This is a genomic window from Thermodesulfovibrio sp., from assembly GCF_049969575.1.
In the GTDB taxonomy this organism is placed as follows: Bacteria; Nitrospirota; Thermodesulfovibrionia; order Thermodesulfovibrionales; family Thermodesulfovibrionaceae; genus Thermodesulfovibrio; species Thermodesulfovibrio obliviosus.
In genome coordinates, this window is record NZ_JBMFOO010000029.1 from 1,199 (window position 1) to 22,362 (window position 21,164).

At 31.1% G+C, this 21,164-nt stretch carries 14 protein-coding genes and 1 tRNA gene; 11 read left to right on the forward strand and 4 right to left on the reverse strand.

Annotation, left to right across the window (positions count from 1 at the left end; translation table 11 throughout):
* Positions 1 to 98 precede the first annotated feature (98 nt).
* A tRNA-Ser gene (locus ACP5O9_RS07295) sits at positions 99 to 189 on the forward strand.
* Positions 190 to 304: 115 nt separating this feature from the next.
* On the opposite strand, the gene ACP5O9_RS07300 is transcribed toward ACP5O9_RS07295, so the two are convergent.
* Complete coding sequence (locus ACP5O9_RS07300; protein WP_428723735.1) at positions 305 to 2,287, reverse strand: cation:proton antiporter; 1,983 nt, start codon at positions 2,285 to 2,287, stop codon at positions 305 to 307.
* Between the two features lie 82 nt (positions 2,288 to 2,369).
* Here ACP5O9_RS07300 and miaB point away from each other — a divergent pair, with 82 nt between their 5' ends.
* From miaB to ACP5O9_RS07335, 7 genes are all read left to right on the forward strand, one after another.
* Positions 2,370 to 3,659 carry a tRNA (N6-isopentenyl adenosine(37)-C2)-methylthiotransferase MiaB gene (gene miaB, locus ACP5O9_RS07305; protein WP_428723736.1) on the forward strand — a complete coding sequence of 430 codons (1,290 nt, stop codon included), beginning with the start codon at positions 2,370 to 2,372 and terminating at the stop codon, positions 3,657 to 3,659.
* The gene (mtaB, locus tag ACP5O9_RS07310; protein ID WP_428723737.1) at positions 3,656 to 4,879 is read left to right on the forward strand and encodes a tRNA (N(6)-L-threonylcarbamoyladenosine(37)-C(2))-methylthiotransferase MtaB; all 1,224 of its coding nucleotides are present in this window, start codon (positions 3,656 to 3,658) and stop codon (positions 4,877 to 4,879) included. Before miaB ends, mtaB begins: the two co-directional genes overlap by 4 nt.
* Positions 4,880 to 5,160: 281 nt before the next feature.
* Positions 5,161 to 6,876 carry a proline--tRNA ligase gene (locus ACP5O9_RS07315; protein ID WP_353685315.1) on the forward strand — a complete coding sequence of 572 codons (1,716 nt, stop codon included), beginning with the start codon at positions 5,161 to 5,163 and terminating at the stop codon, positions 6,874 to 6,876.
* The gene (locus ACP5O9_RS07320) at positions 6,863 to 7,798 is read left to right on the forward strand and encodes a hypothetical protein (protein ID WP_428723738.1); all 936 of its coding nucleotides are present in this window, start codon (positions 6,863 to 6,865) and stop codon (positions 7,796 to 7,798) included. The genes ACP5O9_RS07315 and ACP5O9_RS07320 overlap by 14 nt, the downstream gene beginning before the upstream one ends.
* A complete protein-coding gene (locus ACP5O9_RS07325; protein WP_428723739.1) occupies positions 7,795 to 8,541 on the forward strand; it encodes a thiamine pyrophosphate-dependent enzyme in 747 nt (248 codons plus the stop codon). The genes ACP5O9_RS07320 and ACP5O9_RS07325 overlap by 4 nt, the downstream gene beginning before the upstream one ends.
* A complete protein-coding gene (locus tag ACP5O9_RS07330) occupies positions 8,526 to 9,065 on the forward strand; it encodes a 2-oxoacid:acceptor oxidoreductase family protein (protein WP_424904555.1) in 540 nt (179 codons plus the stop codon). The genes ACP5O9_RS07325 and ACP5O9_RS07330 overlap by 16 nt, the downstream gene beginning before the upstream one ends.
* Positions 9,055 to 9,513 carry an N-acetyltransferase gene (locus ACP5O9_RS07335; protein ID WP_428723740.1) on the forward strand — a complete coding sequence of 153 codons (459 nt, stop codon included), beginning with the start codon at positions 9,055 to 9,057 and terminating at the stop codon, positions 9,511 to 9,513. Before ACP5O9_RS07330 ends, ACP5O9_RS07335 begins: the two co-directional genes overlap by 11 nt.
* Here ACP5O9_RS07335 and ACP5O9_RS07340 read toward each other — a convergent pair.
* From ACP5O9_RS07340 to ACP5O9_RS07350, 3 genes are read right to left on the reverse strand one after another with little or no spacing between them, the layout of a single operon-like run.
* Complete coding sequence (locus tag ACP5O9_RS07340) at positions 9,503 to 9,991, reverse strand: hypothetical protein (protein ID WP_428723741.1); 489 nt, start codon at positions 9,989 to 9,991, stop codon at positions 9,503 to 9,505. The two genes, ACP5O9_RS07335 and ACP5O9_RS07340, sit on opposite strands and share 11 nt — an antisense overlap.
* The gene (locus ACP5O9_RS07345) at positions 9,954 to 12,590 is read right to left on the reverse strand and encodes a POTRA domain-containing protein (protein WP_428723742.1); all 2,637 of its coding nucleotides are present in this window, start codon (positions 12,588 to 12,590) and stop codon (positions 9,954 to 9,956) included. The genes ACP5O9_RS07340 and ACP5O9_RS07345 overlap by 38 nt, the downstream gene beginning before the upstream one ends.
* Entirely contained in the window at positions 12,559 to 16,476 is a 3,918-nt protein-coding gene (locus ACP5O9_RS07350; RefSeq protein WP_428723743.1) for a translocation/assembly module TamB domain-containing protein, read from the reverse strand. Before ACP5O9_RS07350 ends, ACP5O9_RS07345 begins: the two co-directional genes overlap by 32 nt.
* 75 nt (positions 16,477 to 16,551) lie before the next feature.
* Here ACP5O9_RS07350 and ACP5O9_RS07355 point away from each other — a divergent pair, with 75 nt between their 5' ends.
* The 3 genes from ACP5O9_RS07355 to ACP5O9_RS07365 are packed head-to-tail and all read left to right on the forward strand — an operon-like array spanning position 16,552 to position 21,026.
* Positions 16,552 to 17,550 carry a DUF3108 domain-containing protein gene (locus ACP5O9_RS07355; protein ID WP_353685307.1) on the forward strand — a complete coding sequence of 333 codons (999 nt, stop codon included), beginning with the start codon at positions 16,552 to 16,554 and terminating at the stop codon, positions 17,548 to 17,550.
* 3 nt (positions 17,551 to 17,553) lie between these two features.
* A complete protein-coding gene (uvrA, locus tag ACP5O9_RS07360; protein WP_428723744.1) occupies positions 17,554 to 20,055 on the forward strand; it encodes an excinuclease ABC subunit UvrA in 2,502 nt (833 codons plus the stop codon).
* A complete protein-coding gene (locus ACP5O9_RS07365) occupies positions 20,052 to 21,026 on the forward strand; it encodes an RluA family pseudouridine synthase (RefSeq protein ID WP_424904561.1) in 975 nt (324 codons plus the stop codon). Before uvrA ends, ACP5O9_RS07365 begins: the two co-directional genes overlap by 4 nt.
* Positions 21,027 to 21,164 lie beyond the last annotated feature (138 nt).

Sequence of the window (21,164 nt, forward strand, 5' to 3'; positions counted from 1 at the left end):
CAAAGGAAGAGCTTGAAGCTTTTCTTAAAAAAAATGAAGAAAAACTTTTAAAATTTTTTGAAAATATAACTAATTAAATGCTAAAATAATAAAGCTCTGGAGAGGTGCCGGAGTGGCCGAACGGGCGCGACTGGAAATCGCGTGTGGGGTCTAAAAGCTCCACCGAGGGTTCAAATCCCTCCCTCTCCGTATTATGAAAATTCTTGGTAAGAACATGGCATGGTTATTGCAAACAGAAAGGATAAATTTAATTCTCCCGAAAGAGAACAAAAAAATATTTTAAAGTTTCATAAAATAAGAAATTTCATTTTCTCTGAAAAAAGCTCATAGCTTCGATTAACTGTTTTTTGTTGCCTACATAGATTATTATATCTCCTTCCTTTAGTATAAAATCAGCCTGTGGATTTAAAATTGTTTCCTCTCCTCGCTGCACTGCAATTACTGTAACTTTTGCCTCTTGCCTTAAATTAAGAGATTTTAATGAATGCCCAATAAGCCATGAATCTTTTTCAACAAGAAAACTATCCATCTCCAGTCCTTCAAAAACAATACACTCAATTCCTGAGCGTGTCTTTGATATATCTGGAAGACGTAAAATTTCATATCCTTCTGCTCTGATTTTTTCTATCATCTGTAGTATTTGATTTCTTGGCACTCCAAAACGATGGAGCACTCTTGCAAAAATTTCCAAAGATGTCTCAAACTCTTCAGGAATAACTTCATCTGCTCCGAGTTTCGTAAGTTCTTCAATTTCTGTTATAAATCTCGTTCTTACAATTGTGTGAATTTTTTGATTTAATGTTTTGGCAATCTGAACGATTTTTCTTGTTGACACAGGATCAGATATGGCAATCACAAGAATTTTTGCCCTGTGAATTCCCAATTTATGCAAAATCTCTGGACTTGTTCCGTCGCCATAATAAATAGGCTCTCCCTTCTTTTTCATTTTTCTTACAGTATCAGGATTAAGTTCTAAAATAACATAGGGTATATTAGTTTCTTTTAAAACCCTTGCAAGATTTCTTCCATTTAAACCAAAACCTATAATTATCACATGATTGGATTTACTTACAACAATTTCTTTTCCTTTTATTTTTTGTGTCTTTTCAAGTGCTTTGAATGGTTCTTTACTTATTAAATAACTGATTGCAGATGGAGAATATCTTATGATCAGAGGAGTAAATAACATTGTTATTACAGAAGCAGCGATAAAATTTTGATAATCATTTTCATTTAATAATCCCATTATTTTTCCTGTAAATGCAAGGATAAAGGAAAATTCTCCAATTTGAGAAAGTGCTAAGGCAGAAGTTAAGCATATCTTAAGAGAGCGAAGGAAAAAGTAAATGATAAGAGCAATGCTTAAAGCTTTAGAAAAAAAAATCCCTCCAACAAGAAATGCTAACTCTGAAATATTATTTGTAATATAAGTGACATTTAAAAGCATTCCAATGGAGATAAAGAATATGCCTGAAAAAGTCTCCTTAAAAGGTAAAATGTCAGACACAGCCTGAGCTGAATATTCAGACTCTGAAATAACTACACCTGCTAAAAAAGCTCCAAGTGCAAGGGAAAGTCCTAATTTTGATGTAAAGAAAGCTGTTCCAAGACAGATTGAAATAATTGCAATTATAAAAAGTTCTCTGCTTCGTGTTTTTACAACTTCATGAAGAATAAAGGGAACAGCTATTCTTGAAAAAAGGAAAATAACAGTGAGTATAATAAAAGCCTTTAAGATAATTCCAAAAAACATATAAAAACTTCCATCTTCAGCAGAAAGCATTTGCGTAAAAAGCATAAGGGGGACTACACAAAGATCCTGGAAAAGAAGAATTCCAAGAGAAATTTTTCCATGTGGTGAATTTAGTTCTCCTCTATCAGAAAGAAGCTTCATAACAATAGCAGTACTGCTTAAAGCAACAATAAAGCCATAAAAAAGGGATAAATTTAAAGCTGTATTTAAAACAATTTGACTTATGATACTTACTACAATTATTGTAAACAAAACTTGAAGGCTTCCAAATAAAAAGACCTCTTTTTTTAACGAAAATAATTTCGGGATAGAAAATTCCACGCCAATGGTAAACATCAAAAGAATCACACCGATTTCAGCAATTAACTCAACCTGTTGAGGCTCCTTTATAAGTGCCATTCCATGTGGACCTATTATTGTGCCTGCAATAAGAAAACCTACAATTGCTGGAATTTTGAATTTTCCAAGAACATAAATGATTAAACCAGAAATACCAAAAATAATAAGTATTGCCTGTAAAAATTCATAAATCATTTTTATATTATGCTTAATTTTTTAAAGTCTTTCAAATTGTTAAGTTTGAAAATCACACATTCTTGCCTGTTATAATAAAAACATGAAGGGTAGGGCAGTTTATATTAAAACTTTTGGATGTCAGATGAATGAACATGATACAGAAAGAATGCTTGGAATTCTGGAAGCAAAAGGATTCATTGAAGTGGAAGAACCCAGAAAAGCAGATATTATTATTTTTAATACCTGTGCAATAAGACAGAAAGCAGAACAGAAATTTTTAAGTAGTCTTGGAAGAGTTAAATATATTAAAAAGAGAAATCCTCAATTAAAAATTATTGTAGCAGGTTGTGTAGCTCAACTTCAGGGTGAAAAGCTTTTAAATAAAGCTCCATATATTGATTATATAATCGGTCCTGATAATATTCATATGCTTGAAAGTATTATTGAAGATCAATCTGAAAGAATATTTATACATGAAAATTCAAATGTAGTTAATGCTAAAATTCCTATAAAAAGAAAGCACTCTGTAAAAGCATGGGTAAATATAATTTATGGATGTAATAATTATTGTGCTTACTGTGTTGTTCCATATACCCGGGGTAGGGAAAGGAGCAGACCTGCAGAGGATATTATTAAAGAGATTGAGCTTCTTTCAGAACTTGGGTTTAAAGATGTCACCCTTCTTGGACAGAATGTAAATTCATATAGAGATGGTGATATTGATTTTCCAGCATTACTTGAAAAAGTTAATGAAATTAAAGGAATTGAAAGAATTCGTTTTGTTACTTCCCATCCCAAAGATTTATCAAGGAGACTTATTTATGCAATGAAAAATTGCGAAAAGGTATGTGAACACATTCATCTTCCTCTTCAGGCAGGTTCAGATAAAATTCTCAAACTTATGAACAGAAAATATACCTATGAAGAATATCTTGAAAAAATACACTGGCTTAGGGAAACAATCCCAAATATTTCAATTACTTCAGATATTATTGTTGGATTCCCTCAAGAAGAGAATGAAGATTTTGAAAAAACTCTTAATGCTTTAAAAGAAATTCAATTTGACGGTATATTTGCTTTTAAATTTTCTCCAAGACCTGGAACTTCTGCAACAAGGCTTGATGGACACATCTCAGAAGAAATCAAAGCTAATAGACTTACAGAGGTTTTAAGGCTTCAGGACGAGATAACTGAGAGAAAAAATAAAGCATTGGAAGGCACAATTCAAGAAGTTCTCATTGAAGATAGAGAAGGTGAATATTCAACAGGAAGAACAAGAACAAATAAAATAGTAAAAATTGCTTCTGATATTGCTTTAGGTAGTATTGTTGATATAAAAATTGTAAAGGCGCACAGACACTCCTTAGAAGGAGAACTTATCCAAAAATGAAGGTATGTTTTATTACATATGGATGCAAGGTTAATCAGGCAGAATCGCAGAGATGGGAAAAACGTTTAAGGCTTAGAGGTTATACTATTACAACTAATCCAGAAGAAGCAGAGATCTGGATTATAAATACCTGTGCAGTAACTCATAAGGCTGAGGTTCAATCAAGACAGATAATAAATAAAGCTAAAAAATTAGGTAAAAAGGCTTTTGTCACAGGTTGCTATGTAGAACTTTGCAGACCCAAAGAATCTGAAAATTTAAAGGTATTTTTAAATTCTGAAAAAGACAATATAATCAATAACCTAAAACCATTAGATAAAACTGAAACTTTAAATATTTTACGCCACAGAGCTATTATTAAAATTCAGGATGGTTGTAATCAATATTGCAGTTATTGTATTGTGCCATATTTAAGGGGTAAACCAAGAAGTTATAGGTTTGAAGAAATTTTGAAAGAAATCAATGATTATACTGCAATGGGAATTAAAGAAATTGTTCTAAGCGGAATTAATATTGGACTATATGGGAAAGATTTAGAAAATAAAATGAGTTTAAACGGACTTCTTAAAATAATACTTAAGAAAACTTCCGGATTTAGAATAAGATTGAGTTCTATTGAAGTAAATCATATTGATGATGAATTTGTTGAAATAATCTCTGATCATAGAATTTGCAAACATCTCCATATTCCGCTTCAGCATGGAAGCGATAGAATTTTAAAACTAATGAATAGACCATATGATTCCACTCAATTTTGTGGCATAATAGAGAAAATTTTAAAAAAATATCCAAAGCTCTCTATTGGTACTGATATAATAGTTGGTTTTCCATCAGAAACTGAAGAAGACTTTAAAAAAACTTTAGAATTAATTGAAAAAACAGAATTTTCATATTTACATGTCTTTTCATACTCTAAGAGACCTTTTACAAAGGCTTCAACAATGTGTGAGGACATCCCTGACAATATTAAAAAAGAGAGAGCAAGCTACTTGATAGAAGTTGGCAAGAAGAAAAAATCAGAATATATTAAAAAATTTGTAGGTTCTGAACTTGAAGTAATTGTTGAAAACAAGAAAAATGGCTTTTTTTCAGCAACTTCTGATAATTATATTAAATGTTTTATTGACAGTAAAGAGTCTATCACAGGAAATATTTTAAGAGTCATTGTAAATTATGTTGACGAAGCACATGCCTTTGCAAGTCTAATTAACGATATATAATAACTAAAAAATCAGTTTGCCCAATTAATATTCAATTCAAGATTTTTCCATAAGATTTGTAATATTTTGCGATTTTCTCACAAAAATCTTAACAACTTTTAAACATTTTTTATCATTAAAATTATGTCTGATAATGTATATTATGTTAAATTTTTATATTTTTAATCCTTTCTATCAATCTCTTGAAATTTTAGGCAAATTCAAAAAATGCTACAATTATATGAAAATGTGCTATACTTAATTTACTAACAAGCAAGTTTTAATTTTATAGGAGGAAAGTGATGAGATATTCTAAATTATTTATTCCTACTATGAGAGAAATTCCTTCTGGAATTAATGCAATATCCCATATTTTAATGCTTAAAGCTGGATATGTAAGACAGCTTGCTGCAGGATTATTTATTTTTCTTCCGCTTGGATGGCGAGTTTTAAATAAAATAAATACAATTTTGAAAGAAGAAATGGAAAAAATTGGTGCTCAAGAAATTTCGATGCCTATTCTTCATCCAGCTGAAATATGGCAACAGACAGGAAGATGGTATACCATAAAAGAAGAAATGTTCAGACTTAAAGATAGAACTGGTAGAGATATGTGTCTTGGTATGACTCATGAAGAAATTATGGCATGGATAGCTTCTAAAGAAATAAAATCTTATAGACAGTTACCACAAGTATGGTATCAGATTCAGACAAAATTAAGGGATGAAGCAAGACCTCGTGGGGGCGTTTTAAGAACAAGAGAATTCATCATGAAAGATAGTTATAGTTTTGATATTGACTGGGAGGGACTGGATAAAAATTATAAACTTCATGCAGAAGCTTATCACAGAATTTTTACAAGATGTGGTCTAAAATACTTTCAAGTTGAATCAGACCCTGGAATAATGGGAGATATGGAATCCCATGAGTTTATGGCTCCAACGCCCGCTGGTGAGGATGATATTGTTTTATGTGACCACTGTGGTTATGCAGCTAATATTGAAATTGCCAGGTCTCAGTTACCTACCCTGTCACCTTTAAACATGGAATATAAAGAAGCTCACACTCCTCAAAAAAAATCAGTAAAAGAGGTAGCGGAATTTTTAGGTTTAGATGAAAGATATTTTATCAAAACTCTTCTTGTTATATCTGAAAAAAATGGTCCTGTATTAGTTATGCTGAGAGGAGATCAAGAACTTAATGAAAAAAAACTTGCAAGAGTTATTGGAGAATTCAGCTTTGCCACGCCTGAACAGGCATTAGAAATACTTGGAGTGGAACTCGGATTTGTTGGACCAGTTGGACATAAAATCAAAAAAATTGCTGATTTTTCAATAGAAAAAGGAATTGCCTATGTTTCAGGTGCAAATAAAAAAGATTACCATCTTAAAGGAATTATTCCCGGAGAACACTTTGATGCTCAATGGACAGATATAAGAAAAGTTAAAGATAAAGATAAATGTCCAAAGTGTGGAAGCTCCTTAAGAATTGAAAAAGCAATTGAAGTAGGAAATATATTTAAACTCGGCACAAAATACACTGAACCACTGAATGCTTATTTCCTGGATAAAGATGGTAAAGAAAAGCCAATTATTATGGGAAGTTATGGAATAGGTCCTGCAAGAGTAGCTGCTGCTGCAATAGAACAAAATCACGATAATGACGGAATAATATGGCCTAAAAGTATAGCTCCTTTTGATATAGAAATTATTCCTCTTAATATGGCTGATGACAAAACTGTTAGCATAGCAGAGGAATTATATGAAAAAGTTACTGAAATTTACAATAGCTTTGCAGATAGACATATGGAAGTTTTAATTGATGACAGAGATGAACGTCCAGGAGTTAAATTTAAAGATGCTGATTTAATTGGGATACCAATTCAGGTGATAATTGGAGAAAAAGCACTCAAAGAAAATAAAGTTGAAATTAAAAAAAGAAGAACTAAAGAAACTAAAAAAGTTCCTGTAAATAAGGCTGTTGTAGAAATAGTTAATACTTATTATGAAACCTATTAAAAATATCGCAGTTATAGACATTGGAAGTAATACTTTAAGAATGTTAATAGGAAATATAAAGGCAGATAAAATTAATAAAATTTATACTGATAGAGTTGTAACGCGGCTTGGTAAAAATCTTACCGAAAATGGAGTTATTTTAGAAAAGGCAATAAAAACATCAATTATAGCTTTAAAAAATTTTAAAAAACTATTTGAAAAATTTAATGTTTCATGCGTTATTGCTGTTGGAACAAGCGCTTTAAGAGAGGCTAAAAATAGTGTGTATTTTTGCGAAAAAGTAAAGGAATTCACAGGTGTTCATGTTCATATAATTTCTGGAAAAGAAGAAGCCTATTATACATTGCGTGGAGTTATGGATGAGGAATTAAAAAAAGAGGATTCTGTTTTTATATTAGATATTGGTGGAGGAAGCACAGAATGGATATACTGTGAAAATTCAAGATTTAATACAGGTTCTTTGCCAATAGGTGCATTAAAAATTAAAGAAAGATTTTTAAATAAAGACCCCTATTCTGAAGAATGTATACAGGAGGCTAAAAAATTTGTAAAAGAACAAATAAGAAAGGCTTTGCCAGAAACAAAAATTCAAAAAATTATTGCAACAGGAGGAACAGCTTCCAGTCTTGCTATGATTCACTTTGAATTATCTGAATATCAACCTGAAAAAATTCATATGAGCGAAATTGAGAAAACAAAACTTAAACAAATACTTGAAAAGTTATTATCCACTTCTTTACAAGAAAGGGAAAAAATCAAAGGAATGCCTCCGGATAGAGCAGACATCATATGTGCTGGTTTAATTATTTTAAAAGAGTTTGCTGACTATTTAAGAGCTGAAAAAATAATTGTAAGTGAAAATGGACTTCTTGAAGGTATAATGAAAAATTACAGGGATTTTTGCTATAATAACAAATTATGAAAAAGAAATTTACAAGTCCTGAATCTTTAAAAAATGTTCCATTTAGATACTGTCCTGGCTGTGGTCATAGTATTGCGCATAGGCTTATTGCCGAGGTTATTGATGAACTTAAAATAAGAGAAATAACAATTGGAATCGCTCCTGTTGGATGTGCTGTGTTTGCCTATGATTACTTTGATATAGATATGTTAGAAATCCCTCATGGAAGACCACCAGCAGCAGCAACAGGAATGAAAAGAGTATGTCCTGACAAAGTAATATTCGCGTATCAGGGAGATGGAGATCTTGCAGCAATTGGAACTGCTGAAATAATTCATGCTGCAAATCGTGGAGAAAATATAACCATATTTTTTATAAACAATGCAAATTATGGTATGACAGGTGGACAGATGGCTCCTACAACTCTGATTGGTCAAAGAACAACTACAACTCCATCAGGTAGAAAATCTGAATTAGCAGGTTATCCAATCCATGTATCAGAACTTCTCGCGGTGCTTGAGGGTTCAGCTTTTATTGCAAGAGGCTCTCTTGACAGTTACAAAAATATTGTTATAACTAAAAAATATATTGAGAAAGCTTTTAAATATCAGCTTGAAGGAAAAGGCTTTAGCCTTGTAGAAATGCTCTCCCCATGCCCTACTGACTGGGGAATGACTCCTGAAGAAGCCTTAAAGTGGCTCAGAGAAAGCATGATGAAAGAATTTAAATTAGGAGTAATTAAGGATAAATGGAACAACGCATAATAATAGCAGGTTCTGGTGGACAGGGAATTCTTTTTCTGGGCAAGGTAATTGCTCATGCTGCCATGAAAGAAAATAAAGAAGTAACATGGTTTCCCTCTTATGGCGCTGAAATGCGTGGAGGTACTGCTAATTGTATGGTTGTAATATCTGATGAACTTATAGGTTCCCCAATAGTTAAAAATGCTGATTATCTTATTGTATTAAATGAAGCTTCTTTTAATAAATTTTTAACCAGGGTATCTCAAGGTGGCTATCTTATTTATGATTCTTCAATAATAAAGAATTCAAAATGTCGTAATGACATCAATATTTATCCAGTTGAAGCTTCTCGAGAAGCCTCTTTGACAGGAAATCCTCGTCTTGCAAACATGATACTTCTTGGAGCTTTTATAAAGATATTCAAGACATTGAGTATAGAAAAAGTTCTTGAAACTATTGAAGAAATAATCCCTCCAAAAAGAAAAGAAATGATTGAGATTAACAAAAATCTTATATTAAGAGGTTTTTCAATTATTGAAAATTAGAAAAGCAATAGTCTCCGATATTAGATCAATTCACAGATTAATCAATGAGTTTGCAAAAAAAGGTGAGATGCTTCCTCGTTCTTTGAACGAATTGTATGAAAATATTAGAGATTTTTTTATTGCGGAAGAAAATAATGAAATTAAAGGTGTATGTGCATTGCATATATTATGGGAAGATCTTGCTGAAATAAGGTCTCTGGCAGTAAAAAAGGATTCACAGAAAAAAGGAATCGGAAGTCTTCTCGTTAAAAAATGTCTCAGTGAAGCTAAAAAGCTTGGAGTTAAAAAAGTTTTTGTTTTGACATATATACCTGAATTTTTTAAAAAAACAGGATTTAAAGAACTTGACAAATCCAAACTTCCTCAAAAAATATGGGGCGATTGCATTAGATGTCCAAAATTTCCTGAATGTGATGAAATTGCTCTTATTTATGAGTTCATGGAATAAAAATTATCTTAATTTCTGATATTTCTTTTAATTCTTCAATATGTTCTTTAAGTTTTTTATTTAACTCCTTTTCAAATAAATATTTTTCAATTTCGTTTCTCACAGAAGTATATGGAATGTTTTTAAATTGAACTTTGTTCTGCTCATAGTATTCTCTTATTTCATTTTCCGGAATTATTATTGTTGATTTTATCTTTAAATCAATATAATTATTAATCAATTCTTCATCTTTGCCCTCAATAAAAAGCTCTTTTGCTTTTTTTAGAAGAAGAACTCTATTAATCATAGTATTTAAAATTTCTTCATTCTTAATCTGAGGAATTTTTTCTTTCATTTTAAGGGCTACACTTTCAAAATCTCTTAATGTTATTGCATAACTGTCTACATAAGCAACAACCCTATCTATAACTTCTGAAAATGCTACAGATGCATAAATTAAATTAAAAAGCGTGACCAATACTAAAATGAATTTCCCCATGTGATTCCCCTGGTTGTCTATTTAATTTATATCCATAATCTATTCTTAAGGGACCAATCAGAGTTTTATATCTTAGTCCAACTCCTGTAGTATATTTGAGATTTGACACATCCACATCCCCTACCCTTTTCCATACATTGCCAAAATCGAGAAAATTAACTATAAAGAAGTTTTTACCAAGATATGTTCTAAATTCTACATTCCCCATTAAAAAGGCATTCCCACCTGTAGGCTGATTATTTTGTTTAGGACCCAATGTATTTTGAGCATAGCCTCTTACAGTATCTCTTCCTCCAAGAAAATATCTTTCAGAGATTGGCAAGTTCTCTGTTTTTCCATAAAGCCATGCCCACCCTCCCCTTAAAGAAGTTGCTAAAACAAGACCTTTTATTAATTCTGTGTATTTGTTTATATAAAAAGAAGATTTCATAAAGTTGAGCTCAGAACCTAAAAATTCATTGCTTAATTTTGATGTAACACCTGCGAGCCATCCTTTTGCTGGATCAAAAGGATTATCTCTGCTGTCATATATTAACGATGCTTTTATTCCACTTATAAATAATTTTCCAATGTCTTGATCGGAAATAATAACCTCAGGCATAACATCCCATGTTTTTGAATATGTTGCTTCATAAAGAAGTTCTGCCTTAAAAAACTCAGAAAATTTTTTCTCAAATCCAGCAGAAGCACTATATCTTTTTAATTTATAAATAATACTCTTCGTATCAATGTTTTTAAAATTTATTTTTTCAAAAAGCAATGATGATTTAAAAGTAAGGTCTTTCCATATCCAGGGATCAACATAAGTTATATAACTTCGTTTTTCTAAATTGTTTAGCTCAACTCTTGAAAATATCTGTTTATTCATTCCAAATAAATTTATATAAGAAAGCTCTGCAAAAGCTTTTGCTTTTTCATATTCTCCGAATCCAAAACCAAATTCAAAGGCTCCAGCTGGAGCTTCTTCGAAATTGTAAATTAAATCTAAGGAGTCATCTTGAGGTTGAGGCTTTATATCTATCCGAGAAAAAAGTCCTGTCTTATAGAGAATTTGCCTTTCTTCTTCCAATGTGTAAGGATTATATGGTTGACTTTCTTTTGGTAGAAGTCTTTGATAAATAAATTTAGTTTTCGTTTTTTTATTACCTAAAACAATTGATTTGCCAAAATACTTTTTACTGCCCGGTTCAATTTTTAAGCTTACATACGCATCAGAGTTCTTTATTTCATAATTTCCCTCAATCCTGGCTTCTGAATACCCACTTTTTAAATAAATTTCCCTGATTTTTCTTTTCATTTCAAGAAAAGTTGTTTCATTAAAAGGAGAATTTATGTAAGTTTTAGCTATTTCCTCAGCTTCGGTTTTTAATAAATTATCTTTTACTTTTATTTCAATGTGTTTTATTTTAACCTGTTCGCCTTCCTGAACTTTAAATAAAATACTTACACTATTTTCTTCCTCTTGCAATTGAGGAGGAAAAACTTTGCAATTAAAATATCCTTTTATTTTAAAGTATTCTTCAATTCTTTGCTTATCGTTTTCTAATTCTTCAGGATTAAAAAAAGAACCTTCTTTATTTGCAAGAAGTTTTTCTATTTCCTCTCTGGGAAGCTTTGTCTGAATTTCAACTTTTTTTACAAATTTTCTATTTCCTTCATTTATAAAATATGTTATTTTCCATTCATTTTTTGCTTGTTCTAATAAAGAATAGACCCTTACATCAATAAATCCCTTAGCTCTATAAAAGGTTATTAAACTATTTATACTGTCTTTTATAATGTTTTCATTAACCTGATCCTGAAAATGAGCCATTGCTATGCTTTTCAAATCCCTTTCACTTAAAGAATTAACTCCTTTGAATTCTAATTGTAGTTTTTTCCCTTCTTTAATTGTTAATGTAAGCTCTCCATTTGTAAAGGAATATGAGATTTCAGAACCGATTAACCCCTGTTTTATAAAATATTTCTCTACTTTATTGATAAACTCTTCAAGTATTACTTTATCAAAAGGCTCTCCCACACTTAAAGAAAGGAAATTTTTAATATACTCGTCAAAAGTCCCTTTCCATTTTATACTTTTTATTTTCAATGGCTCGCCTTCTTTTATATAAATTGTTATATCAGCAAAGTTTTCAAAAACTTTTTTTTCTATATTAACCTGACAGTTTATAAATCCTCGTTTATTAAGTTCATTTTCAATGTTATGTTGGGTTTTTTTGCATTCTATTTCCTTCAATCTATCGCCTTTTTTAAAACTAAGCAATTTTTTAAAAAAACTTTCAGAAAAGTGTTCATTTCCTTTGATTTCTAATTTTTTTATCAGTGGCTTTTCTTGAACTGAGATTTTCATTATTCCCTGGTCATATTCAACAATTATATCATCAAAGACATCCTTTAAAAATAATCTTTTAATTCCTGTAGTTATTTCTTCCGGAGTAAAACTTTGATTTTCGTTTACTCCCATAAGATAAAGAAATTCTTCCTTCGAAAAAGATTTTAATCCTTCTATTTCTATTTTTTTGATATATTCCGCTGCATATGCAAAATTAAATAAAAGTATAAAAATACTAACGAAACTCAAAACGAAACTTGATCGCACCTGAAATCCCTCCAATTTCATCTTTTGTTCCAACAAGAGAGACACCCTTTTTAACTAAATATTCAATTTTTATTATTTGTTCCGCAGTTGCTCCAGCTTGAGTGGAATAAGTAACAATAAGTCTTCCATCCATTAATTTCTTTCCCACTGTAATTCTTGGAGCAATAGAACCTGTTGTTTTTGATATTCCTGTTTCAACTTTCATTATATCAAGGCCTGTAAGCCCTCTAACTCTTTCTTCAATCAGTTCTTGCATCTGTCCTGTAATGAATGAAGTAGCTTCTGATGCTCCTGGAATCCCCTTCCCTCCTCCATTTTGTCCCAATACTAACAGATTAAGTAATTCTGGCTCTGAAAGAGGAGGATTTGAACTCAGTATGAGGTTAAACTGGTCAATATATCCATTTAAATTAAGATTTATATTGTATTGAGAAACATTTGTTCTTGCTGAAATATTTAAATAAGGCCTTATTGAATTAGGATCGTTGAATTGAATAAGTGCTCTCATAATTTCAAATTTGCTACCTCTAAAATAAATCCATCCTTCTTTTGCATTTATCCATCCTATTAATGATGGTTCCTGTAAAGAACCTTTTAAAAGAAGATCGCTATTTAAATTCACTGTAGCAAGATTATTATTGATAAAGAAGTTATTGGTCTGGGCTCGTAAATTAAATTTCAAATTATTAAACCAGCTGTCTTTTGCTACAGTAGGTTTTGGAGAACTTGATTTAAGAGCCAGACGAGTCCAATCAAATCTTTCAGTATATACTCCTTTTTGAATGTTAATTTGGCCTGAAAGCAAAGGCTGAGAATATGCTCCTGTAAGGTAGACCTTTCCATCAAGATATGCCCAGCATCTTGGCGCAAATATCCATCTGACTGATGAAAATTTTCCAGAAAGTGCAAGTTGTTTTATTCCAAATTTTTCAAGATATACAGTTCCTTCCATCTCAATACTGCCTTCAGAAAATGTACCATAAGCTTTTTCTATAATCACTCTGTCTTCATTAAATGATAAAGTAGCATTTATATTGGATAATGAAGGAATATCTTTTTTTAAAGTAATTGATGCATTGCTTACATCAACTCCTCCAGCTATTTCAGGATTTTTTCTGCTTTCGTAAATGTAAACCTGCATTGATGCTTTTCCTCTTATGTCATCAACTTTAAATAAAGCTTTAAATGGTCTTAAATCAGAAGAACCTTCAATTAGAATATCAAAGTAGTCCACTATTTTGCCTTTGATTGTCAGCTCTGTAGATTGACCGATAAGAGTAAGTGGATTAAAATATACATTTCCTTTCTCAATTCTGACATTTAAAGGATTCTTATTATTCAGTCCTATTCCATAAAGTCTTGTAAATATGCGTTTTAAATCGATTTGTGCATCAAAATTTTTATCTATTATAGAACATTTAACCCTTCCATCGATTAAAATTACCAAGTCTTCTGGTAATTTATTGAAAAAAGCTGATATGAAAGGATCAACTCTTGCTGAAACAAAATCTCCTGCTATGTTCCACTGTTTTTTATTCGGAAAGCCTTCAAAGGTAAATAAAATATTGTTCATAAAATTAGATTTTACTGTAAGATAGTTTTGTTGATAATTAAGGTTTAACATACCGTTAATTTTTTTGCTATTTTTCAGTTTTATTGCAATAATTGTGTTTGCATTAATTAATGGATTTTTTATTGAGCCAAGAATTTGAAAATTAAAGTTGTTCAAATTAATTTTTTCTATATATTTCATGCCGATTTTTTTTGCATAATCAAGAGAAATCTCAGTTATATCAAAAGCCTTTGAAGTTGTTGTAATATTAACTTCTCCGTTAAATTTCAAATAGCCTGATGCATTTAATACATCTCCTTCATTATAAGCATTTAAATTTTTTATATAAATACAACTCTCTTTCAATGAAATTAATCCTGCTATTTTGTCAAAAATTTTATTTTTTCCTAAAAATAAAGGGCTAAAAACTACATTAGCTGTAATATTACCGCTGTCTTTTATAAAACCTTTTATATCCAGAGAAGTGTTGATCTCTTTGTTTAAGGCTTTTATATAGATATTTTTTAATGGCAATTTTGTTACTGAAAAGACAAGATCGTATACAGGATTTTTTATTTCAAAAAGATTTTTTGCATAAGGGAATAAAATTTTTCCTTTTAATAAAACTTCGTTTCCTGAAATTTCATTAATTAATAAGAGATTTTTTTTGTAGACTATGTTTCCTTTGATATTATCAAATACAACTATTTGTTCTGGAAGAGATTTATCTATCTGTTTTGTACAAATGCTTACTTTTTCTGAAGAAAAATCAATGGCTATTTCAGGATTTTCGGTAGTTCCATAGAGTTTTCCTTTAAAATTCAAGTTTCCATAAATCCCTTTTTGATAAGGAATTAAAAGTTCTTGAAGATCTCTACTGCTGCCGATAAAATCAAAATCAAGATTTTTATTATTAGTATCTATATAGCCATTTACCTTTGCGGTGCTGTTAGGTAAAGAAATCTCTAAGAAAGAAAATCTGTAAATTCCATCTATAGAGTCAAAATTTCCTTTTATCCATTCAATTTTTCCTCTTAAATCATCAGGTTTATTTCCTGTTTTTAAGTAAACAAATGAAGCTTTAGGAGAAAACTTCTCTCCTTCTGAAATTAACCAGCCTTTTACCGTTCCCTCTGCAATTCCCGGATTCCAGTGAATAAGGTCAAAAACTCCATTGCTCGATATGTTATTTACTTCAACAAAAACATAATGTTTTACCACTTTTGGAAGAGTTATCCACACATGAGCATGAGCAGAACCACCGTAAAGTTTTACTTTCCCTTTTTCGAACTCTAAAATTCCATCTTTATATACAGCTTGAGATTCTATTTTTTCTACTTTAACTCCAAGAATATCTCCTTTTTTTAAACTTACTTTGGCATTAATTTGAGGGTCTGAAATAGAGCCTTTAACTTCTCCCTGAGCTTCTGTAAGTCCTGTTAGTGTTTCAGAGACTTTCAGAATCTTCATTAACTCTTCAAGAAGGAAAGAAGCCTTAAATTGCAAATTAAGTTTAATCTTATCCTGCCATTTTTGACCTTCAATAAAACTTACCTTACCATTAATGTCAATTTCACCGTAACCATCTTTCAGTCCAAAAATTTTCATAAGAGATTTAAAAAATAGCTTTCCAGAAACGATAAATTCTCCTAAGAAATTGGTATAGTTTATCTGCCCTGAGCTTTTTAAAAGAGAATTTATATCAAAGAGTTTAAGTTCCTCTAAAATTATTTTCTTTTGCGTAATTCTCAAAGAAGCTTTTAACCTTGTTTCAATATTTGGATAATGAGATGAAAAAAGTTTTGTATGAGAAAGTATGGAAATTTTAGGTTCTGCTCGCAGAAAAACTCTTCCATAGAGTTCTTCCAGATATAGCTTTAAATCACTGTCATGAACTGCGCCATTAAGATTTTCTATTTCAAAAGAATTAAATTTCAGTTTTACTGGAAATTTTACTGGTTTTTTTAGGTAATTTGAAATGCTTTGTATGGCTTTGTTAAGACTTGAGTATTTCATTGAGAAATTGGCTGAATATAGCACAGTTCTCCTTATATCTATTTCTTTATTAAAAATATGTGTTAATCCTATGTAAAGCTTTACTCTCTTAAGCTTTAAAAAATCATTTTCTGAATTAAATACAACAACATTTTTAAGCTCAATATAAAGGGGTATCAGGTGGAAATAAGCTTTATCAATTGATACTTCCATCCCAACTATATCTCTAAGCTCATTGATAATTGGTTTTATAACAATTGAAGAAATATCAATTTTGCCAATAAAGACAAATATCAGAAAAATTAAAACAATAGCTAAAATTAAAATCTTTTTTTTCAAACCATAACCTCCGTTATAATCTTTCATTCTATATTTGTTTTAATCTGTAGGTCAACTAAATGTTATACTATTTTTATGAAACTGAGATGGATTATAGTAGCAATTTTAATTTCCATATTAGCTCATATGAGTATAATGATAGCGCTTGGTAAAATACAGCTGAGTTTGCCTTCTTTTAATTTTATAGAGACCTATATTTTTCAAAGTAAAAAAGAAAATCCGAAACCAAAAATTGTGGAAACTCCTGAGGAGGCAAAAAGCTCAGAAAATCAGGTATTAGAAAATCAAGTATCCGAAAAGCAAGAAATTTCTGAAAATAACAAATCCGAAACTACAGAAAACAAGCAAGAAGAACCTACTTCTAATTTTACTCAAAATTCTGACAAACCTCAGAGTTTACCAGTTCAGCAAAATCCTTTTACAAAATTTATCAATGAAACCATGAAGTTTGACATATATTGGATGGGCATTTATGTTGGTTCTGCAGTAGTTTCTGTAAAAGGTGATGAAAATACAATTACTATAACTTCTCAGGTCAAATCTGCAGGATTTATTTCAAATTTTTATTATGTCAATGACCATGCAGAAAGTACAATACAAAAAGGTTTACCAAAGCATTTTACATTAGTTCAAATCGAAGGAAAACACAGAGGTAACAAAGAAACAATCTTTGATTATGAAAATAAAGAAATTGTTTTTATCAATCATTTAAAAAACAATACATTTTATCATAAAGGTATAAATAAAGTATTTATGGATGTTCTTTCAGGATTTTTCTATCTCAGAGCCATGCCAATCAACTTAAATGAGCCTGTTACAGTAGATATCTTTGACAGTAACAAATTTGCCACAGTTGTAGTTCAACCGATTAAAGAAGAAAAAATAGAAATCTCAAATAAACAGATTGACACGATTGTTATCAAGCCTCAACTTGACACTGAAGGACTTTTTAAAAGAAAAGGAGATATTATTATCTGGTTGAGTAAAGATGCGAGTAAAATTCCACTGAAAATTGAAACAAAAGTTCCTGTAGGAAAAGTGGTAGCAGAGTTAAAGGAATACAGAAAAGATTAAAAGATGCAGCAAAATATAGTAATAAGAGGAGCGAGACAGCACAATCTTAAAAACATTGACTTAATAATTCCAAGAAATAAAATAATTGTTATTACAGGACCTTCTGGCTCAGGAAAATCATCACTTGCCATGGATACAATTTTTGCTGAAGCTCACAGAAGATATCTTCAAAGCCTTCCAATAGAATTACGAACAATCTTTGATCAGTTTCAAAAACCTGATGTTGATTTTATTGAAGGACTTTCTCCAGCAGTATCTGTTGAGCAAAAAACAATATCAAAAAGTCCTCGTTCAACAGTAGGAACAATTACTGAGATTTATGACTATTTAAGACTTCTTTATGCAAAAATCGGAATTCCTTACTGTCCAAAATGTGGAAGGGAATTAATCTCTCAGGATATAAATAAAATGACTTCTTCAATACTTGCTTTACCTGAAGGAACAAAAATCCAGGTTTTAGCTCCGGTGGTTATTGAGAAAAAAGGACAACACAAAGAAATCCTTGATAGAGCAAAAGCTGAAGGCTTTATAAGAGCAAGAATTGATGGACAGCTCATGGAGCTTACGCAGGAGATTTCATTAAAAAAACATGTAAGACACACAATTGAACTTGTTGTTGACAGAATCATTGTTAAAGAAAAATACAAAAATCAAATAAAAAGAGCATTGGAACTGGCAATGAAATATAATCAAACAGTTGTAGTAAATATTGTTGATGAAAACAGAGATATTATATTTAGTAGCACTCTTGCCTGTCCAGCCTGTGGAATAAGTCTACCGGAAATTGATCCAAGACTTTTTTCTTTTAACAGTAAATACGGTGCATGTCCAAGATGTAAAGGTCTTGGATATGAAAACATAGAAGATGAAGAAGAAATAGATGTTTTAACCTTAATCCCTTGCAAACTTTGTGAAGGAACAAGACTTAGACAGGAAGCTTTAGCAGTAAAAATAAATAAAAAAAGCATAGCAGAATTATCAGCGGTTTCGATTGATGAATTAAAAAATTTTTTATCTAATTTAGAATTTTCTTCTTATGAATCTTCAATTGCTGAAAGAATACTTAAAGAAATTTTTATTAAACTTGAATTTCTCCAAAAAATTGGCGTTGGGTATTTAAGCCTGAATCGTCCTTCTTTTAGCCTTTCAGGTGGAGAAGCTCAAAGAATAAGGCTTGCAACTCAGCTTGGTTCTCATTTGAGCGGTGTTCTTTATGTTCTTGATGAACCAAGCATAGGGCTTCATCCAAGAGACTGCTCGAAACTTATTGAATCTATGAGAGAACTTTCTTTGAGAGGAAATACCCTTATTGTTGTGGAACATGATGAAAGCACAATAATGAATGCTGATTTGGTAGTAGAGCTTGGTCCTGGTGGTGGTAGGGATGGTGGTTATCTTACAGAGATATTATCTCCAGAAAAACTTATAAAAAGTAAAAATTCAATCACTGCTCAGTATCTAAGCGGTTCAAATAAAATTGCAGTTCCAAAACAAAGAAGAAAAGCGAATGAATTTATAAAAATCATTGGAGCAGAAGCTTATAATCTTAAAAATATTAATGTTAACATTCCTATTGGAGTCTTCGTTTGCGTTACAGGGGTTGCTGGTTCAGGCAAAAGCACATTGATATTTGAGATTTTATATAAAGCTCTGGCAAAAAAACTTTACAATGCCTCTGTTTATCCTGGCAAACATAAAACAATTGAAGGCATAGAACAGATAGACAAAGTTGTCTGCATTGATCAGTCTCCTATTGGAAGAACTTCTCGTTCCACACCAGCTACATACACTCAGGTTATGAATGAAATAAGAGAACTCTTTGCAATGTTACCTGATGCAAGACTTCGGGGATATACAAAATCAAGATTTAGCTTTAATCTTTCAGGAGGTAGATGTGAAGCCTGTCAGGGAGATGGAGTAAAAAAAATAAAAATGCATTTACTTCCAGATGTTTATGTTGTTTGTGACAGTTGTAAAGGTAAAAGATACAATGAAGAAACACTTCAAATTAAATACAGAGGGAAAAGTATTAGTGATGTTCTTGAGATGACAGTAACTGAAGCTCTTGAGTTCTTTTCTGCTGTGCCAAAACTTAAACAAAAGCTTCAAATAATGCAGGATATAGGTCTTGGTTATATAACACTTGGACAGGCTGCAACAACACTTTCAGGTGGAGAAGCTCAAAGAGTTAAACTCGCTAAAGAACTTAGTAAAAAACCCACAGGAAAAACTCTCTACATACTTGATGAGCCTACAACAGGACTTCACATGGTTGATATAGAAAGACTACTTAACATACTTCAAAGACTTGTTGACAATGGAAATACTGTTATTGTTATAGAGCATGACCTGGAGATTATAAAATGTGCTGACTACATAATAGACCTCGGACCTGAAGGTGGAGCTCTTGGAGGATATCTTGTAGCAGAAGGAACACCTGAAGAGGTTGCTATGAATCCTGCCTCATATACTGGAAAATTTTTAAAAGAAAAATTAGGCTTATGAGCCTTATTTTAAAAATTGACAATACCCAGGAAGGCAAAAGACTTGATGTTTTCCTCTCTGAAAAATTGAATCTCAGCAGAGCAAAAGCACAGGGAATGATTGAAAATAAATATGTTAAGGTTAATAATTTTTTTAAATCAAAAAGTTATAAACTAAAACTTAATGATTTAGTTGAAATTTTTGACGGATTTTCATCTGAGAGTGAAGAAAATAAATTATTAATTCCGCAAAATATTCCAATTGAAATAATTTACAAAGATGAACACTTAGTTGTGCTCTCAAAACCTGCGAATATGGTAGTTTATCCCTGTGCGGGTCACAGAGATGGAAGTCTTTTGAATGCTTTAGCCTATCATGTAAAAAAACTTGCCACTGCTGGAGCTCCTCTAAGACCAGGAGTAGTTCACAGGCTTGATAAAGACACCTCAGGGGTAATTGTAATTGCTATTGATGATAACGCGTATTATGGATTGGTAGAAGCCTTTAAAAAAAGGCAGGTCAATAAAGAATATATTGCTCTTGTTTATGGAGAATTAAAAGGTAGTGGTAGAATTACACTGCCAATTGGAAGAGCAATTTATGACAGAAAAAAGATGTCCACAAGAGCAAAAAAATCAAAAGAGGCAATAACTGAATGGGAAGTAATCAAGAATTTTAAAAATTACACTCTTGTAAAGGTAAAGATTATTACTGGAAGAACCCATCAAATAAGAGTTCATTTTTCAGCAATTGGGCATCCAGTAATAGGCGACAGAACCTATGGAAAAAAAACATATATAGAACTTGGCAAACAAAAAATTCCTGTTTTACGGCAGATGCTTCATGCATGGAGGATTGAATTTAATCATCCAGTCACAGGACAACATCTTAAATTTGAATCATCTTTACCAGAAGACATGGAAAAAATCATAGAAATTCTGACTTTATCAGTTAAACCTCCTAAGGTTTTTAACAAAGGTTTAAAAAACTAAGGTGTAAATTTTATAGGCAGTAACGATTAGAATTAGGATAGCAAAAATTTGCTTAATTTTTCCGCAGAGTTATAAATTTTTAGCATTAGAGAGCAATTCCCTCTCCATTAATTTCAGAGGCAGTTTAAAAGGGGGTTA

Bases quoted from the DNA above. Each gene is read 5' to 3' on its own strand.
- ACP5O9_RS07365 (WP_424904561.1), top strand. From the start codon at position 20,052: ATGAGCCTTATTTTAAAAATTGACAATACCCAGGAAGGCAAAAGACTT.
- ACP5O9_RS07330 (WP_424904555.1), top strand. From the start codon at position 8,526: ATGGAACAACGCATAATAATAGCAGGTTCTGGTGGACAGGGAATTCTT.
- ACP5O9_RS07300 (WP_428723735.1), bottom strand. From the start codon at position 2,287: ATGATTTATGAATTTTTACAGGCAATACTTATTATTTTTGGTATTTCT.
- ACP5O9_RS07315 (WP_353685315.1), top strand. From the start codon at position 5,161: ATGAGATATTCTAAATTATTTATTCCTACTATGAGAGAAATTCCTTCT.
- uvrA (WP_428723744.1), top strand. From the start codon at position 17,554: ATGCAGCAAAATATAGTAATAAGAGGAGCGAGACAGCACAATCTTAAA.
- ACP5O9_RS07325 (WP_428723739.1), top strand. From the start codon at position 7,795: ATGAAAAAGAAATTTACAAGTCCTGAATCTTTAAAAAATGTTCCATTT.
- ACP5O9_RS07340 (WP_428723741.1), bottom strand. From the start codon at position 9,991: ATGGGGAAATTCATTTTAGTATTGGTCACGCTTTTTAATTTAATTTAT.
- mtaB (WP_428723737.1), top strand. From the start codon at position 3,656: ATGAAGGTATGTTTTATTACATATGGATGCAAGGTTAATCAGGCAGAA.
- ACP5O9_RS07320 (WP_428723738.1), top strand. From the start codon at position 6,863: ATGAAACCTATTAAAAATATCGCAGTTATAGACATTGGAAGTAATACT.
- ACP5O9_RS07355 (WP_353685307.1), top strand. From the start codon at position 16,552: ATGAAACTGAGATGGATTATAGTAGCAATTTTAATTTCCATATTAGCT.
- miaB (WP_428723736.1), top strand. From the start codon at position 2,370: ATGAAGGGTAGGGCAGTTTATATTAAAACTTTTGGATGTCAGATGAAT.